The organism is Neobacillus mesonae (assembly GCF_023715155.1).
Classification (GTDB): Bacteria; Bacillota; Bacilli; order Bacillales; family Cytobacillaceae; genus Neobacillus; species Neobacillus mesonae_A.
Window position 1 is genome coordinate 48,024 of sequence record NZ_JAMBNQ010000020.1, and the last position, 17,818, is coordinate 65,841.

19 protein-coding genes and 1 pseudogene are annotated in these 17,818 nt (G+C 38.1%); 6 read left to right on the forward strand and 14 right to left on the reverse strand.

What is annotated here, in order from left to right; all coding sequences use genetic code 11:
- Positions 1-327 precede the first annotated feature (327 nt).
- From pulA to dat, 4 genes are all read right to left on the reverse strand, one after another.
- Positions 328-2,481: a type I pullulanase gene (pulA, locus tag M3183_RS16270; protein ID WP_251471333.1), complete on the reverse strand. Its 2,154-nt coding sequence runs from the start codon at positions 2,479-2,481 to the stop codon at positions 328-330.
- Positions 2,478-3,452, reverse strand: coding sequence for a diacylglycerol/lipid kinase family protein (locus tag M3183_RS16275; protein ID WP_251471337.1), 975 nt, complete (start codon positions 3,450-3,452; stop codon positions 2,478-2,480). The genes pulA and M3183_RS16275 overlap by 4 nt, the downstream gene beginning before the upstream one ends.
- Positions 3,453-3,467: 15 nt before the next feature.
- Positions 3,468-4,025 carry an RNA 2',3'-cyclic phosphodiesterase gene (gene thpR, locus M3183_RS16280; RefSeq protein WP_251471341.1) on the reverse strand — a complete coding sequence of 186 codons (558 nt, stop codon included), beginning with the start codon at positions 4,023-4,025 and terminating at the stop codon, positions 3,468-3,470.
- A 103-nt stretch (positions 4,026-4,128) separates the two neighbouring features.
- Entirely contained in the window at positions 4,129-4,983 is an 855-nt protein-coding gene (dat, locus tag M3183_RS16285; protein WP_251471346.1) for a D-amino-acid transaminase, read from the reverse strand.
- 390 nt (positions 4,984-5,373) lie between these two features.
- On the opposite strand from dat, the gene M3183_RS16290 reads away from it, so the two are divergent.
- Complete coding sequence (locus M3183_RS16290; RefSeq protein WP_251471347.1) at positions 5,374-5,595, forward strand: DeoR family transcriptional regulator; 222 nt, start codon at positions 5,374-5,376, stop codon at positions 5,593-5,595.
- 166 nt (positions 5,596-5,761) lie between these two features.
- Complete coding sequence (locus tag M3183_RS16295; RefSeq protein ID WP_251471348.1) at positions 5,762-7,111, forward strand: amino acid permease; 1,350 nt, start codon at positions 5,762-5,764, stop codon at positions 7,109-7,111.
- Between the two features lie 35 nt (positions 7,112-7,146).
- Here the strand turns inward: M3183_RS16295 and M3183_RS16300 are convergent, their stop codons facing one another.
- The 6 genes from M3183_RS16300 to M3183_RS16325 all read right to left on the reverse strand — a co-directional run bounded on the left by M3183_RS16300 (position 7,147) and on the right by M3183_RS16325 (position 10,176).
- Positions 7,147-7,716, reverse strand: a complete 570-nt coding sequence (locus tag M3183_RS16300) for a manganese catalase family protein (protein ID WP_251471349.1) — start codon at positions 7,714-7,716, stop codon at positions 7,147-7,149.
- A gap of 33 nt (positions 7,717-7,749) precedes the next feature.
- Positions 7,750-8,010, reverse strand: coding sequence for a spore coat protein CotJB (locus M3183_RS16305; RefSeq protein WP_251471350.1), 261 nt, complete (start codon positions 8,008-8,010; stop codon positions 7,750-7,752).
- Positions 8,007-8,240 (reverse strand): spore coat associated protein CotJA, encoded by a 234-nt coding sequence (locus M3183_RS16310; protein ID WP_251471351.1) that lies wholly within the window; start codon positions 8,238-8,240, stop codon positions 8,007-8,009. The genes M3183_RS16305 and M3183_RS16310 overlap by 4 nt, the downstream gene beginning before the upstream one ends.
- A gap of 560 nt (positions 8,241-8,800) precedes the next feature.
- Entirely contained in the window at positions 8,801-9,355 is a 555-nt protein-coding gene (locus tag M3183_RS16315; RefSeq protein WP_251471352.1) for a spore coat protein, read from the reverse strand.
- A gap of 187 nt (positions 9,356-9,542) precedes the next feature.
- Entirely contained in the window at positions 9,543-9,971 is a 429-nt protein-coding gene (locus M3183_RS16320; protein WP_251471353.1) for a DUF2935 domain-containing protein, read from the reverse strand.
- Entirely contained in the window at positions 9,925-10,176 is a 252-nt protein-coding gene (locus tag M3183_RS16325; protein ID WP_251471458.1) for a hypothetical protein, read from the reverse strand. The genes M3183_RS16320 and M3183_RS16325 overlap by 47 nt, the downstream gene beginning before the upstream one ends.
- On the opposite strand from M3183_RS16325, the pseudogene M3183_RS16330 reads away from it, so the two are divergent.
- A pseudogene (locus tag M3183_RS16330) lies at positions 10,110-10,866 on the forward strand (AAA family ATPase). The gene M3183_RS16325 and the pseudogene M3183_RS16330 sit on opposite strands and share 67 nt — an antisense overlap.
- A gap of 33 nt (positions 10,867-10,899) precedes the next feature.
- On the opposite strand, the gene speD reads toward M3183_RS16330, so the two are convergent.
- Positions 10,900-11,709 carry an adenosylmethionine decarboxylase gene (speD, locus tag M3183_RS16335; RefSeq protein ID WP_251471355.1) on the reverse strand — a complete coding sequence of 270 codons (810 nt, stop codon included), beginning with the start codon at positions 11,707-11,709 and terminating at the stop codon, positions 10,900-10,902.
- Between the two features lie 140 nt (positions 11,710-11,849).
- Between speD and M3183_RS16340 the strand changes: the two genes are divergently transcribed.
- Positions 11,850-13,103: a TolB family protein gene (locus M3183_RS16340; protein ID WP_251471357.1), complete on the forward strand. Its 1,254-nt coding sequence runs from the start codon at positions 11,850-11,852 to the stop codon at positions 13,101-13,103.
- A 103-nt stretch (positions 13,104-13,206) separates the two neighbouring features.
- Positions 13,207-13,641, forward strand: coding sequence for a Dps family protein (locus M3183_RS16345; protein ID WP_251471359.1), 435 nt, complete (start codon positions 13,207-13,209; stop codon positions 13,639-13,641).
- A 222-nt stretch (positions 13,642-13,863) separates the two neighbouring features.
- On the opposite strand, the gene M3183_RS16350 is transcribed toward M3183_RS16345, so the two are convergent.
- On the reverse strand, positions 13,864-14,211 hold the full coding sequence (locus tag M3183_RS16350) for a DUF4260 domain-containing protein (RefSeq protein ID WP_251471362.1): 348 nt from the start codon (positions 14,209-14,211) through the stop codon (positions 13,864-13,866).
- 581 nt (positions 14,212-14,792) lie between these two features.
- Between M3183_RS16350 and M3183_RS16355 the strand changes: the two genes are divergently transcribed.
- Positions 14,793-15,059: an alpha/beta fold hydrolase gene (locus M3183_RS16355; protein WP_251471363.1), complete on the forward strand. Its 267-nt coding sequence runs from the start codon at positions 14,793-14,795 to the stop codon at positions 15,057-15,059.
- Between the two features lie 156 nt (positions 15,060-15,215).
- On the opposite strand, the gene M3183_RS16360 is transcribed toward M3183_RS16355, so the two are convergent.
- Positions 15,216-15,935, reverse strand: coding sequence for a pseudouridine synthase (locus M3183_RS16360; RefSeq protein WP_251471367.1), 720 nt, complete (start codon positions 15,933-15,935; stop codon positions 15,216-15,218).
- Positions 15,925-17,559, reverse strand: a complete 1,635-nt coding sequence (locus M3183_RS16365) for a putative polysaccharide biosynthesis protein (protein ID WP_251471368.1) — start codon at positions 17,557-17,559, stop codon at positions 15,925-15,927. Before M3183_RS16365 ends, M3183_RS16360 begins: the two co-directional genes overlap by 11 nt.
- Positions 17,560-17,818: the final 259 nt, after the last annotated feature.

A 17,818-nucleotide genomic window follows, 5' to 3' on the forward strand; every position in this document is an offset into this window, starting at 1 on the left:
GGTTCTACCCTTTACCATAGCCAATTCCATTAAAAAAATTTAAAAAGCATGAGTTTAAATTAAATAAAAAAAAGCTATTGATACGTTTTTCTACAATAGCCATCTTCATAAATTTTATCCCCAACTACCTTTTTTCGTCAAGTCATCTTTTTGAACAAAAAGCTCAGGTGCCTAAGGCAGCCCGGCCAGCGTATGACAATCTCGCAGAATGCCGCTGCAAATAGTTATTTTCTGCTGGCGTGCGTCGAGGTGAACATCCCTTCGTCGAATCGCAATGCTGCAGGAGAAAGGCTGCAGTTTTTAATGATACCAAGTTTAGTTTTGACCCTAAGAGCTAGGCGCTTGAGCTGATTTCAAGAATACATTGAGTGAAATAGGTGTAATTGATATATTACCATGATAAACATCACCTGTCGTTTTTTTGCCAGCATAATGTTGATTTGCTAAAACTGACCATTCCCCCTCCGGCAGTAAAATAGAAAGGTTTTTTGGAGCAGGATTAATAACAAATAATAGAATGTTATCATCTGATTTCATCGTGTATCCTAAAAGCGGAGCAGCCAATGGATGGGACTGAATGTTCGCTCTAATTTCAGCCGCCGTCCGAAAGCGAAAACAAGAGTAAGCCTTTCGAATTTGAATAAGACCTTTTACATACTCAATATTTTCTTTAAATTGGATTTTCCGCCCCCAATCCAGCTGGTTGATGGTATCCGAAGAACGATAGCTGTTTCCATTTCCTTGTTTGCTTCTAAAAAACTCCTGTCCGCTGTGAAGAAAAGGAATACCCTGTGAAAGGATCACAATACCTGTTGCAAGCACATGGTATTTCCGTAACAATTCTTCATCCTCATCCTTAAAGCAGAGCTTAAGTTTATCCCATAATGTATGGTTATCATGACATTCAACATAATTCACTGATTGTGCAGGCCCATCAAACAGTCCTTTGCTATCCTGATTAAATCCGATGCTGCCGAGTATAGATTCAAATGCCGCAAGACGGTAAAGGTCATTTCCCAAGGCATATCCTTTATCATATAGATTAAATGTGCTGCCTTTAATATGATCCCGGAATTGATCATTAAATTGACCAATTTCCGGCAGTTTCTTTTGATTAGCAATAATCGATTTTTGCTTAAAAGGGAGAGGAGTATTAAGATTCCAGCCCTCACCAATGATAAGAATATTTTTATCAATCGAATGACAGACATTTTTCACTTCGTTCATGGTTTGGACATCCACAATCCCCATTAAATCAAAACGAAATCCATCAATATGATATTCTTCCACCCAATATTTCACAGAATCTAGAATAAACTTACGCACCATACGTCTTTCAGATGCAATATCATTTCCGACACCAGTTCCGTTTGACGGCATGCCCATCTCATTATGACGGAAGTAATAGCCGGGAAGAATTTTTTCAAACGAAGACTTTTCACGACAATAAACATGATTATAAACCACATCCATAATGACCCGCAGTCCGGCCTTATGGACTTGGTCTATCAATTGTTTTAATTCAATAATTCTGGAATATGGATTTGCGGGGTCAGTGGAATAACTTCCTTCTGGAGCATTGTAATGAAGAGGATTATATCCCCAATTATACTCATTATCAGGTGCCAATTCATCCACACCTGCAAAATCATGGAATGGAAGAAATTCAATATGGGTAACACCTAAATCCTTAACATAAGATAAGCCCGTGGGTTCAGAATCTTTTCCAATTACGTTCAGCTGGCCTGCACCAAGGTATAATCCTTTATTCTTAACACCACTTTGGGGGTGAATGGTAAAATCTCTTATATGTGTTTCATATATGATGGCATCAACAGGACTTTCCAGCGGCGGAAGAACTATTTTGGGGCGGTTTGTTTTCTTCAGATTCACAACTACGCCCTTTTCTCCATTTGCTGTTACAGCCTTTACATAAGGGTCAACTGCCTCCCGCCAAACCTGATTTACTTGAATAAGAAAACTATATTGGTAATATTCCAAATCACGTGGAACAATTGCAGACCAAACGCCTTTGTCCCCACGCTTGAGTTTTACAATTTCGGAATACTGACTGTCAGGGGCCCGCAATTTTAATTTTACTTGAGAAGCTGTTGGCGCCCAAATTTTAAAGAGGCTCTGTTCGTGTCGATACGTTACACCTAAATCGGTTCCATCATAATAAAACTTTTGATCAAAAGCTTCTGTTCTGATTACTGCACCGATTTGCAGGTCGGTTTTCCCTCCATGTTCATCCATAATCCAATATTGTTTTCCAAAACAATATTCCATAGAAAATTCACAAACATACTTATAGCACCCTTCTATTGAAAACCTTTTTAATACTTGCAGCCGGCTCTTACCAGGCCCGTCAGTTATATAAAAAGAGGAAGACAACCCTTGATGATATGAAAGGGGAAGAAGGATGGTAATCAAATTCAACTCGTCCAAATAGGCTAGAAAATCCCTCTTAATGGATGTCATTTTAAATCCCTCACTTTTATATCAGCTTCTTTTGAATATCGCAAATAGTCAAGCACCTGTACCGCCTTCACCTGGATATTGATTTTTAATGGAGCCCTATCAATATGTTCGCCGTCCCCATGTACAAATAAATTTTCGATTGATTGAATCGAAATCATTCTGCCTTGAAAGGTTTTTACTTCCGGAAAGTTTACATGCTTTCCCCAAAATACGTTTATAAATAGGAGAAGCAGTTTCCATCTTGATAATCCATGGACCACTATAATATCAAGAAGGCCATCATTAAGGACCGCATCTGGTGCAATTTTCATCCCGCCCCCATAATACGGCTGATTTGAAACAGTGATAAACCATGTTTGTTTAAATGTATGCTTTCTTCCGTCAATTAATAATTCTATTGCCGTTGTTTTGTAAGTAAATAATTCTTTGAGCAAAAAATAAACATATACCAAGCGTCCCAATGATAGTTTATTGAATATCGGCTTGATCCGTGAATGATTAACCTGATAGGCAATGAAGGCGTCAAATCCGACCCCCATATTATTAATGAAAAATTCTTCAGTATCGTTCATCATGTTTATTTTCCCGGCATCAATGAGGACGGGTTCTGTTTTTGCTAGACAAAGCAGCATTTTTAAAGCCTTGACAGGGTTCTGAGGTATTTTAAATTCCCGGGAAAAATCATTTCCTGAACCTCCTGGAATAAACCCGAGCACTATATTTTTATGCATCATGATACCATTCATTACTTCATGCAGGGTGCCATCGCCCCCAACAGCTGTCATTATTTTATCCTCCTGATTTTTATCGGCAATTTGTTCTGCCAGCTTTTTCGCATGACCCGGATATTCTGTAAAAAATGCCTGATAGGAAACTCGTTCAGCCTTTAGTTGAGCTTCCATTTCCCCCCACACTTTATAGCATTGTCCGTTCCCCGCTTTTGGATTGATGATAAAATATAGACTCCTCATAACCCCAGTCCTTCACTATTTTAATGTAATGACATTAATGGCTTCGTATTTTGGCAGCTGATCTAAACGTGTTTGATATAATACAATCTCATTTACTGTAAAGGGAAGAGGCTCAAACAAGAATGGCTCCAGCTTATTTTTTTCAAAGCTGGACACTGAATCCCATTTCCGCGCCAATGTTATATGAGGTCTGAAAGGTCTAGACTCAAGGCTGAACCCTGCTTTCTCGCAAGCCAAAAATACTTTTTTTCTAATCGATGATAGTTCAGCGCTTTCCATCGTATCCGCCCAAAAAATTCTTGGAGAATCCTTCCTGCCAAATATTCCAAGCCCATGAATTTTTAATGAAAAGGTCTTTTCATTTTTTAGTCCATCTTCCACAAAACGTACAGCTGCTGTCAGCATGTCCGAATCAGCAGCTCCTAAAAAAGCAAGTGTAATATGTAAATCCTGATGATATACCCAGCGCTTAAAGGGGAAAGCCTTCTGTAATTTTTCCATTTTTCCCTTCATCACCACTTTTGTCTCTTCAGAGATTTTGACAGCAAAGAAATAATGGGTGTACTGCATCATATATTCATTCCTTTCCTCAAGTTTATTCTATTTTCACCAAATTGTATGTAAGAATATTACAAAAAAAGACGTGGATGCTTCTCCGCGTCTTTTCTTGCTCCTGTTACAGCTTGCCGCATTGTTTTTCAATTTCTTTTCGAAATAGGTCTTGTATTTTTTTTGTAACAGGACCCGGCTTCCCGTCCCCGACATTTTTTCCGTCTATCACAACAATCGGAGTCACTTCACTTGTTGTACTGGAAAGGAAAACTTCATCTGCCTCTTTCAGCTCATCTATTGAAAAAGTCCGCTCCTCTGCGTGGATGTTGTTTTCAATGCAAACTCGCAAAATCACTTCTTTTGTAATCCCTTTTAAAATCAAATGATTTGATTCATGCGTGACAACTGTACCGTTTTTAACGATAAAAACATTAGAAGAACTGCCTTCTGTCACCTCTTCCCCACGGTGCTGGATGGCTTCATAGCAGTCATTTTCCTCTGCTTTTTGTTTGGCCAAAACGTTGCCAAGCAAATTTAGGCTTTTTATATCACAACGGAGCCAGCGAATATCCTCCGTCAGAATGGTTTTTACACCAGCTGTAAGATTTGTTTTAGGAATCGGATACTCCGATGTATAAGCGGTTAGACATGGAGTCACATCATGTGTTGGAAAGGCATGATTTCTTGGAGCTGTCCCCCTTGTGATTTGCATATAAATAATCCCTAACCTAAGGCTGTTTCTTTCAATCAGGTCTTTCAGCATGTTTGTTATGTGTTCAAGAGTATAGGGAAGTTTAATCCCAATACTGTCGGAACTTTTCACGAACCGCTCCATATGCTCTTTCGCAGCGAACATTTTCCCATTATATACTCGAATAACCTCGTATACTCCATCACCAAATTGATACCCTCTGTCTTCTATGTCTACCAATGCACTAGGCCGATTGATCATCCTGCCGTTTAAGATCGTGTACTCCATGTTTCTCATCTCCCAATTAATCTTTATTAACTACATTATTTTTATTTCGGAAAAATTTACCATAATATTTAACTGAAGATTCTAATATTTTATCATAATCCGTGCACCATAGACCATACCTTATAGTAAACAGCTGGAAAAAGGAGGTTGATAGTCACTTTTTTTCAAATTAGTGGTAAATTTTTTGTAAACTTTACTATTACGGTGGAAATTTTCAGAAATTGTGGGTACAATATGGATAGATGTAGACAATCAAGTACTCACATGAACTTTCTTTAAAGGAGATGTCTGCGCGGAAAAGAAAACTACATATTTGAAGAGTAGTCTTCAAACAGGCTGTCGGTAGAGGGATTAAGCCATAGGTTTGAAAAAAGGATAGGGAGTGGTTCTTTGAAACCTTCAACTAACCGGATGTTAAACCGCATCAAATGTATCTACATGTTTATTCGTAAGAACGGCACTGTTACAACGCAGGAACTTGTAGAGGAATTTGGTATCACTCCTCGCACGATACAACGAGATTTAAATGTCTTAGCCTATAATGACTTGGTCATGAGCCCAAGCCGCGGAAAATGGACAACAACACGAAAAAAAGTAAAGATGTCATCGTAAATATTAATATTAGTATAGTTTAGCACGCTGATTACAGCGTGCTATTTTATGTTTATAACGGCTTCGACTCTAATAAAACCAATTGACAAATAGACAAAAAATGATATATTAGTATAAAATACTTTATTGCTTAAAAGCGTCTAAGCATGGCAGAAAAAGGTGCGATATGGGACAAAAACAACAAGATTTAAACAAAGGATTATTGCCGCGTCATGTACAATTTATAGCATTGGCCGGAATGATTGGCACCGGAATCTTTAAAGGAAGCTCTGATACGCTTCATATTGCCGGCCCTAGTGTTATTATTGCTTATTTAATAGGCGGATTATTACTATTCATTATTATGGCAGCATTAGGAGAATTAGCCCTGGCTTATCCTAACCACAATGTACAGCATTTAGTGAACAGGGCATTTGGTTACCGGACTTCCTTCATGGTGGGATGGCTATATTGGATTAACTGGATCATTGTGACGGTTGTAGAATTATTGGCAGCAGGAAGCTTCCTGCAATTTTGGTTACCGCAAATACCTCTATGGCTATTAAGTTTGATTTGTGGGGTCATTATTATTGGAATCAATCTATTCCAAGTAAAATATTATGGCGAACTGGAATTTTGGTTTGCCGGCGTTAAAATACTTGCTTTAACAGCATTTATTGTTTTAGGACTTTTACTCTTGTTAGGTATTATTCCAAGCGGGATTCAACATCCAATGTCAAACTATACAGCACACGGCGGCTTTTTTCCGAACGGTTTTAGCGGTACATTCAGCGCCTTTTTAGTGGTTATGTTTTCATATGGAGGTGCTGAATTAATTGGTGTCGCTGTTACCGAAACTAAAGATGCTGAGCGGGTTCTGCCGAAAATTATTAAAAGTGCAGTTTGGCGGGTAGTCATTTTCTATGTATTTCCTATTCTCATTATTTGTGGAATGATTCCGTGGGATAAGGTTACCGGTGAGGATAGTCCATTCGTGCAGGTATTTAGTGTAACAGGTCTCCCGGGTGCAGCTCATATTATGAATTTTGTGCTTTTAACAGCGGTCCTTTCCGCAGCCAATTCAGGGATATACGCCACATCCAGGACCCTATTTTCAATGGCACAAAGTGGTGTGGCACCCGTAAAGTTAGCCAAATTGTCCCGTAACGGTATTCCGATTGCAGGTCTTATGATTACAAGTATATTTATTTTGGTCGGTGTATTCCTAGCATACTTAACCCCTGAAGAAGTAATCAGCTACTTGATGACAATTCCAGGTTTCACCGTCATGATTATTTGGATGAGTATTTGTGCGGCACAGTTAAAACTTCGGCCGCATTATCTGAATCAACCTTCCTTTAAAGTAAAATGGTTCCCATACACAACCAGTTTTGCTTTAATCACTTTAGGAATTATCTTTTTCGGATTTCTATTTAATCCTAATAATCTAACGGGTACAACAGTAAGTCTTATTGTAATCGGGATTTTAATTCTATTTTCGTTTATTACTAGAAAAACAAATTCTGCAACAGTATAAAAGCCAGCCCCTGTGCTGGCTTTTTCTTATGTCTATTAAAAAACTTTTTTCTTTCCTTGTTCATCCTTTAATATTTCCACAGCCTCGCGGAAACGCTGAGAATGCACGATTTCTCGTTCCCTTAAAAAACGCAGACCGTCATTTAAATCAGGGTCATCACTCAAATTAATAAGCCACTGGTAGGTTGCCCTGGCTTTCTCCTCTGCCGCAATATCTTCATAAAGATCAGCGATAGGGTCTCCTTTAGCCTGAATATAAGTAGCGGTCCAAGGGACACCGGCTGCATTGTGATAAAACAATGCCTTATCATGATCAGCATAATGCCCTGTTAAGCCGGCTGCTTTCATTTGATCTGGAGTTGCATCTTTCGTTAATTTATAGACCATTGTTGCAATCATCTCAAGGTGGGCAAACTCTTCTGTACCGATGTCTGTTAAAAGTCCAATGACCTTATCTGGAATCGTATACCGCTGGTTTAAATAACGGAGTGCAGCAGCAAGCTCCCCATCAGCACCTCCATATTGTTCAATTAAGAATTTAGCCAGCGCTGGATTACAGGTACTTACGCGAACAGGATATTGCAGTTTTTTTTCGTAAATCCACATGTCTTCTTCCACCCCCAGTTGTATGTTTCTGCCTTATACCTGCCAAGGCCATGGTGAATCATTCCAATTCCATGGAAAGTCGGAGTAACTATTTCCAAATTGCTGAAGCGGTCCATATTGACTTTCAAAAGCCTTTTTAATTCTTTTTCTTTCTTTTACATAATGATTAAACTGTTTTACTGCCTCTAGGTCATCATCATGTGTATCAAGGTAAAGAGTGAGCTCAACCAGAACAAAATCAACAGCTTGAAGTTGTTCCATTAATTGATAATACTCAGCTGGCATCTGTTTCATGATTGATGCCCTCCCCTATTCGGCTTCTCATACGGACTATACCATGTATCATAAAAATCTTTCCAAAGTGTCCCTGCTTTAAGTGCTTCAACTGGAGTGAATTGTGGAAGATTCGGCGGCTGGAAACCCATGTATAGATGGGGCGGAGTAGAATATTTTTTTTCTAAAATAGGCTTACAAGGGTCAAATGGACTTACATATGGATGGTAGGTCTTAAGATGTGTACTCATCGTAACCCTCCTTTTGTCAAATCACTTAATCATATGATATCGAACAAAAAACATGCCAAAACTTTAAAATTTCATGGTAAAAAAAGAAATCTTGGCATTAAAGAGAGCCTGCCTTTATTTTAAAAATTGCTAAAAAAAAGCATACAAATCATTTACGATTTGTAATGCCTTTTTAGGTTTTTCGTCACGTTTGTTTGGGCATCTAGACACTCTCTACTTGACCCGAATCGTTATTACTAGCTCCGTTCGGGCACCTAGACATCCTCTACTTGACCCAATTCATTATTACAAGCTCCATTCGGGCATTTAGACATCCTCTACTTGACCCAATTCGTTATTACAAGCTTTGTTCGGGAACCTAGACATCCTCTTCTTGACTCAATTCGTTATTACAAGCTTTGTTCGGGAACCTAGACATCCTCTTCTTGACTCAATTCGTTATTACAAGCTCCGTTCGGGCATCTAGACATCCTCTACTTGACCCAATTCGTTATTACAAGCTTTGTTCGGGAACCTAGACACTCTCTGTTTGACCGAAATTGTAAAAACTATAAGGATAGTTATTGATTAACGATTGGATAAATATTTCCTACTGTTTGAACATCTGCCTGTGGTGCCGGTGTTAATGGATAATAGCCTTTTTTCACCATGTACTGCCAAATATCATATGCATGTCTGCTGCTATTTAGAAATGCATTTTCAAAAAAGGTCCTTAAATCAGGATTGGCACTCTCCAGTGTTGCTGCAGCATAATTCTTCGCTGCTGCTTTTTGATTCAACAGATAGCTGGTGGCAATTTCCCTATCGTTATGCTGCTGAGCGTATAACCTAACCTCCGCTGGTTGGAAATCGGGTGAAGGCGGCTGCGTGAAAGAAGTTAGTTTTGGATGCAGCTCAGTTGGAACAAACTTCGTAATATCAGGTGTAGTGCTGCTCTTTAAAAATTCCGCTTTTAAATTATAATCAGCCACATGTTTAGGAAAATGTCCTTGCAATAACTGCTTTAATTCTGGATCTTGAGCTTGTTCAATAAAACTGGACATACAAGTGATTGTGTTGTAACAACTCATAACTAATTCACTTAATTCATGAAATTCATGGCCTGCTAACTGCATGAAAGTTTCCTCCATTCATTCCTATTTAGACAAAACTGAATTTTTCACTCTGTCCATTGGTTATGCTTTTCATATCCTGATGAAAATATTCTGATATCGTTTTTTCCTATATTTTAGCTGTCAGCCATTTTATATAAAAAAAAGTGCCGAATTTATCGACACTCGAAGAGACTTTCTATCACTATTTTTATTGGCCGGTTGATAGTAATGCCTGCGCAATTCCGATAAAATACTCTGATTCGCGGATAATATGCACCAGCACTACTTTTGCTGTGTGATTGCTGCTTACCGCTGCACTATATGTTTTGATTTGCTGGCACAGCTGGATAAACGACTCACTTTGCTGCAGGCAATATGAAACGAGCTGCATCACCTGCTGGTATAATTGGTCTGATACCTGGTTACCAGATCTGATAACGGATTCAATAAATCGGATAACCTGCTGATGGGTTTCTCCCAAAGCCTGTTCCCATTTTTTTAATGCATCCACAAATTCAGGTTCCAGCTCTTTAACTAATTCTCTAATCACAACTGTATGTTCTTCCTCTTGGTGCTTCCAAAATTCCGCTTCATCTAATATTCTTAATGGCATCTGCTGCCCATAGTAAAATTGCACTGGACATCCCTCCCATTTCAAATGTATGGGATAGGCCGGTAAAATATGCTGGATTCCCCACTCCGCTGTTATATAAAGGTTCCTCATTGCTAAAGGTTTCAATATGTTGATACAATGTATCTAAAATTGTGATAGGGGATGCAAATGAACTTGAACAGCCCATATTTAAGAAGCATTCAATTGAAACGAAATGAAATTCCTTCATTCAGCCGCTACCCTTTTAAACTCCCATGTATAAAAACCTTACATGAATTATATTTGCACCCAAAAGTAACTTTCCTAGTCGGGGAAAATGGAATGGGAAAATCAACTTTATTGGAGGCAATAGCGGTTGCTTTAGGCTTTAATCCTGAAGGAGGTTCCCTGAACTTTCATTTTTCTACCTATGATTCTCATTCACCGCTTAGCAGCTATATAAAATTAATTAAAGGGATTGCAAAGCCAGCTGACGGTTTTTTTCTACGGGCGGAAAGCTTCTATAATGTTGTCCTCCAATATAGAAGAAATGGACCGTGAGGGTATAGGTCCAAGAATAATTGACTCTTTTGGCGGAATATCACTTCATGAGCAATCCCATGGTGAGGCCTTTTTTTCAGCATTTATTCACCGATTTCGCGGTAATGGAATATATATTTTAGATGAACCAGAGGCGGCATTATCCCCCCTTCGACAAATGTCTATGCTGACTCGAATTCATGACCTGGTACAAGAGAATTCACAATTTATTATTGCTACCCATTCCCCTATCATTATGGCCTACCCAGATGCCAAAATATTGCAATTCACTGAGGCAGGGATTGCAGAGAGCAGCCTGGAAGATACAAACCATTATCAGATTATGAGGCAATTTTTCGATGATAAAAATAGAGTGCTTCATCATTTACTGGATCATTAACACAAAAAGAGCCCATTTAACAGGCTCTTTTTCTTACCATGAAATATTCTTCCCATAAAATATTTCATCCATTTCAAGTTTAATTCTTTCCGTTATTTCATTTATTTCATCTGGGGTTAATTTATCTTTTTTATAACCAAATAAATAGTTATTTAAATCAAATTCTTTTAACTTGCATTTCGTGTGAAAAATATGCTCCTGATAAACATTAACATCAATCATATCAAATAATTCAATAATGTCATCGGGAATATAGTTTTGGATGGAACTAATTTCATGATCAATGAACAGCTTATAGCCATCTTTATCCCTTGTAAATCCCCGCACTCTATAATCAATAGTCATCACGTCAGTTTCAAAAGAACGGATCAAATGATTCAAAGCCTTAAGCGGTGAAATTTCACCGCAGGTAGAAACATCGATATCCGCCCTGAACGTACTAATCCCTTCATCAGGATGGTATTCTGGATATGTATGTACCGTGACATGGCTTTTATCCAATTGCAAAACAACAGATTCTACCAGGGGTCCTGGGGATTCTTCGAATATTTCAGATGCCGGATTGTCAATAGGAGCTTCCGATACTAAAAAAGTGACACTTGCCCCGGCCGGCTCAAAGTCCTGACTTGCAATATTTAAAACATGTGCCCCAATAATATCGGCGACATCCTGTAAAATCCCTGTCAGCCTTTGGGCACTATATTGCTCATCAATATATTTTAAATAAGCTTCACGCTCTTCTCTCGTCCTTGTATAGCATATATCATACATATTAAAGCTTAACGTTTTCGTTAAATTATTAAACCCATGTAATTCAATTGCCCTTTCATGTGTTAATTTCATCAACACTTCCCCCCATAATTTCGCTCAAAAATTTATATATATAATACGTTACCCAACGGATAGGAAAAATATTGTCATCTAAGACACTTTACTTATCATATTTCCTCAAATGCTGCGGACATTAACAATGAGGTGAAAGGATGAAAAAATTAATAGTGCTTTTTTTCATTATTCTAATCTCGCCTGCTTTCGTAAAAGCAGAAGAGCTGGATGGAAAAATAAAAGCGGCTTTCGTCAGGGACGGTATGCTTTGGACAAAAATAAATGGAAAGGAAGAACAAATAACAAATAAGCAGGTGAAAGAATTCTATCAGCCGCAATGGTCACATGATGGGACTTGGATTGCGTATCAATTCGAGCCCCAAAAGAAAAAACCCAACTTGGAAAACCAGACAGAAATTTGGGTGTACAATACCAAAACGAAAAAGCATAAAAGAATTACATATAACGGAACAAATCCACAATGGTCTCCTGTGGAAAATATGCTCGCGTTTAAGAGCGGCGGTGTCCTAAATGTCTCAAATCTTGATGAATTTTATAATATCGCCCTTGGTGTTGACAATTATCAATGGTTTCCTGACGGCCGGTCATTCATCACTTCATCAGGAGCAGTCCTAAGGCCGGACGGCTGGACAAACCCGATTCTTTATAAAATAAATTTAGAAGAGGATTTAGACAAAATCTCCAGTTTGACTAAAAACGTAAAAAAACTTTACACGATTCCCAGTGAACTGAAAAAGGGGGATATCACCCTTTTAGCCATTAACGCAGCGGATTTTCGTTTCTCCCCTGATGGTAAATGGATTTCGTTTATGGTCAGTCCAACTGCTTCATGGTCAATGGATAGTAATTTCGCGTGTGTCATATCATCTGATGGACAAAGGTTTGAAGTTTTAGATGATATTGTCTGGGAGGTTGATACACCCAAATGGTCCTTTCAAAAAAACCGTTTAGGTTATATTGCCGGGAGCGGAAGGATTGTCTTTGGTTTTACCAATAAAACCATGAAGGTTACAGATCTTCCCTCGTTTACATCACTCAATCTTACACCGCCAAACTTTGCTGAATTAGGGTTTACATGGAAAGACGCTCATTCATTGATTGTTTCAAGGGTTAAAGAAGCGGAATGGTCAAATGATGCGAAAAAGCGGCCAGACCCTTCATTGTTTTTGATAAAAATCGGGGATCAGGTTCAAACTAAACTGACTCACCCTCCAAAAGATTTTGGTGACTACCACCCAATTTATCTCCCTGCGGCTAATGCATTAACATGGATACGAAAACAGGATTTGGCCTCTGCCAAGAAAGATTTATGGCTGTCAGACGCTAACGGCAAACATGCAAAACGCTGGATAAAAAATATTGAGGGATATGATTTTTCCGAAGTGAAATAGACTCCATTTTAAACGTCTTATTTATAATAATTATAATTAAGTATTGATTATAAAGTAATATATGTTATAATAAATACAGATAAAAAATTAGGAGGAATGCTCAATGACACTTGAACAAGCACTAAACCAACAAATTGCTAACTGGAATATTTTGTACACAAAATTACATCATTTTCACTGGTATGTCAAAGGATCGCATTTCTTTACCCTTCATGCAAAATTTGAAGAGTTATACGAAGAAGCTGCAGCAACGATTGATGAATTTGCTGAACAATTACTAGCAAATGGCGGAAGCCCTATATCAACCTTGAAAGAGTCACTAGAGCTAGCTTCTATACATGAAGCAGACAAAAAGTTAACTGCAGAAGAAATGGTTCAAACAGTAATAAACGACTTTTCTCTAATTATTGATGAATTGAAAGCAGGAATGAAAATCGCCGAACAGACCAACGACGAAGTGACAAGTGACATGTTCCTCGGTTTAATTGGTAAACTTGAAAAACATAATTGGATGTTAAAATCATTTTTAAATGCTTAATAAATCACTATACCCGTTATAGAGGGTAAAGCTGAAATGTAAGTAGTTCCGATAAAGTGGAGAAAACTTAAATTCGCAGTCCAAATAACATACATTTTCGTAGTCATAATAGAAAGTGAATTAACACAATACAATTAGCACACAAAAAAGCTTGGGATATCCCAAGCTTTCTATTTTGAATGTGTTGTTCTTATTCAATTAAAGCTATTTTAGTAAAACAACTTAAACTCTATTTAAATGTGTATCTTTAAAATTAGTTGAATATTTAAGCCCGTAACCAATTGCTCTATCCATCCCTATATGAGCTGACCAAATTAACCCTGCTGCCAACACCAACTGATACGATAGGAGTAAACCTACTATTACAATAGTAATCGGCAAACTATAAGTATGAAAAATATTATAGCATTTTGCTCCAACTTTATTGTTAATCAAATACCCTATCATTGAAATGTCAGGTGCTAACAATAATATTAAAAACATCCCCCAACTGTACTCATTAAACGAATAAAGATATACACTTAACACTAAAACTGCCAGCCCTTCAATGTGTAACATAATTTTATTCATCTCTGTCTCCCCTCACTTTTCGTTGTAATGCTTTAATATTTGATTACATAAACTAAATCTCCTTTGTTAAAGATTACTGCTCCGTCAGTTAAGAAACTGAATTTTCATAATCCTTAGGAATATTTTACCACATAATGTTATAAATCCTTGAGTTTCCTTGAAATAGATTAAAATCGCATCTCAAATAGCAAATAAATAGCACCTTATTTCACACGTTGACAATATCCATTGTCAAGGTGTTATTCGGGGTGCTATTTGCTATGTTTTATTGTTATAAACTTATAAAACATTGATAAATCAATGAAAATAACCCTGCGAGTTACTATGCTAAAAGGGATGCTAATGCATATGCTATTTACACTGTTTCTCCACAAAAATGGAACTACTTAGCTGAAACAACCGGCTTAATCGGCTGGAGTAAGTTTTCCTCTGAGCGGCAAAGGTTTTCTGACCAAATAAAAGAATGCAGTCTGCGTGGTGACCAAGAAAAATTAGTGAATCTATTATGCCAAATGTGGGTATCCGGCCCGTTCAGATCTCTAAGTGAAATTGATAACGATTTAGTTGAAAAATATAAGAGTATGCTGAGAACTAATTTAGCAAAGGAGGATGGCAAGGGTCAAATCATTTTGCCTAGTACAAAAACAATTGAATTTGTTAAAAAAATTAACCAATCAACACTTATCATTTCTTCTGATAATGATTTTCCTGAATATAATGCGATTGCCGATTTTCTAAATGAAAAAATAGTAGATTCGCAAAAGGTGATGGTAACGGGAACAGCACATATGATTAATCTGGAAAAACCTCTTGAATTTAATCAATTGATAAGAACTTATTTAGTGTAAAAAATAGATATTGTTTTGCCTTTTATAAAATTCTAAAGTTACGATACCGTCCTTTGTGAAGCAGTTGTCCGATTTATAAATGAAACTTTTAATGTCCCCGCTGTTTCCCCATCTTTTTTTATCCATTAAAAAAAATAAAGCAGCCGGCTGGCTGCTTTATTTTACTTTATACGTTTTCAGCATTTCTACTTCTTCATCCGATAATTCCCGATATTCTCCAAGCTCTAGCGTCTCGTCCAATACTAACGGTCCCATGGAGATTCGCTGCAAATATACAACCTTTTTCCCTGCTGCTTGGAACATGCGTTTTACTTGATGGAACTTTCCTTCTGTAATGGTCAGTTCAATATCAGAACGGATGCCGGACTTTAAAATCTTTAACTCACCGGGTTTTGTTTTATAACCATCGTCGAGAACTACACCTTGTGAGAATGCTTCGACATCGTCCTCCGTTACCTCCTGGTCAATCACGGCAAAATACGTTTTTGGAACATGCCTTTTTGGTGAAAGCAGCTGGTGAGCCAGCTGCCCATCATTGGTAATCAAAAGCAGTCCTTCTGTGTCCTTATCGAGCCTTCCAACCGGGAATGGCTCAAAGACTTGATCCTCAAGCTCCAATAAATCAATTACCGTTTCAGCGTCCGTGTCCTCTGTCGCCGATAAAACTCCTGGAGGCTTGTTCATCATCAAATAGATAAATTCCTTGTATTCTATCACTTCGCCGTTAAGTGTCACAGTTTGAGTTACAGGGTCTACATGTTGTTTTGCATCCTTGATAACAGTATCGTCAACTTTAACGGCACCGTTTTTTAACAGCTGCTTAACTTCCTTCCGGCTGCCGTAACCAAGATTGGCAAGCATTTTATCAATTCTCAACGGATCGTCTCCTTCCAGTCAATTTGAATTTCGTTAAAAGCCGGTCAAACTTTGTGCCAAATAATCTTCTTATGAGGCCGGATTTTACACCTAGATAGAAATAGATAGCGGCACCCGCGGCAGCACTGATGATAATCATAATAACCGATTGTACTTTTGATTCTGGAGAAAGAAACAACAGTAAAAGGTGATATACAGCTTCTGTCCCAGCCCACATTAATCCTGAAAAAATAACAATTAGTAAGCTTCTGCGCCAAACAAAACGAAATGGATAACGGGCGAATTTTTTTATAACAAAAATATTAATAAGGATGGCTGCAGAATATCCTAAGGTGGTTGCCAGTACTGCCCCTCTTGTTTCCATCATTTCGATCAGAGGGATGTTTAATGATAATTTCACTAATAAACCGACGAGCAGACTGAGCACGGTGAATCGCTGTTCATTAATTCCTTGCAAAATAGCTGCTGTTACGGAAAATAAAGAAAAAAGAATGGCTACCGGAGCGTATGACCTTAATACCTCTGTACCGGTTATATCATGCTGGTAAAAGACTGTATAAACCGGCTCCGCCAATAATGATAATCCTATTGCTGCAGGTAATGTTAAAAATAACAAAACCTGAAAGGACTGATTCAATTGATGAATCATGCTTCTTCTATCTCCCTCCACAAACGCCTTCGTGATACTTGGCACAAGGGTTAATGAAAAGGCGGTTGCAAGTGAAACAGGAATAATCACAATTTTATGTGATTCAAAGTTCAAAATAGAGAAAAATGATTCTGCCATATCCTCCTTGAAACCAATCTGTACCAATGCTCGGCTGAAGGTAAATTGGTCAATTGCCTGGAATAATGGATTGGCAATCCCTACTAATACAAATGGAAAGGAATACATAATAATTTCTTTATAAATATCTTTAAGAGAAATATTAATAGTCCCTTTATCTTGTTCAAGGAGCTGATCTAGATACGGTTTTCTTTTATACCAGTACCAGAATAATACAAGCAGTCCGCCAATTGCCCCGATAAACGCTGCAAATGTTGCCACACTGACGGCTGTAACAATGGTTCCATTCAAAGCCTTTAGTACAAAAAACGCTCCTAGGAGCATAAAGACGATTCTCACGATTTGTTCAACTACTTGGGATAGCGCGGAAGGACCCATTGATTGGTGGCCTTGAAAATACCCTCTTATGAGACTCATAAACGGAACAACAATTAGTGCGAAACTAACGGCACGCATAACCGTGGTGACATTTTTTAAATTGGCGTTTTCCCCGCCAATACTCATTTCCGCAAATGTTGGTGCCGCAAAATACATAACCAAAAAGGCTGCAGCCCCAGTTGTCAGCATAATGACTAAACCTGATTTAAACAGCTTTCTGCCGACTGCATATTCCTCGAGTGCATTATATTTTGAGATGAATTTTGAAACCGCAAGCGGGATACCGGCGGTTGCAATACTAATAAATATGGTATATGGCACGTAGGAAAACTGGTATAGAACCGTTCCTTCCCTGCCGACTATTTGGAAGAATGGTATAACATAGACTAATCCAAGAATTTTCGAAAGTATCGTTCCTAATGTTAATATAAAAGTGCCTCTTAAAAGCTTAGACTGCATAGAATCCCTTCCTGACTGAAGAAATGCATGTACAAAGAAAAGCAATCGGTTGATATAGCTCCAGGTATAAACGCTTTACGGTGCGGTTCAAGATGGTTCCGCTGTGTTTTAGCGCCTGCGGGATCTTACCTGACCCGTACTCCCTCAAGGCAAAACTTGCATCCTTGAATCTGCCGTACACAAAGGAAAAACGTTAGCATTTACAAACAGGCTTCTTGCCTATCACACCAATCAACAAACTTACAAAATCAACAATGGC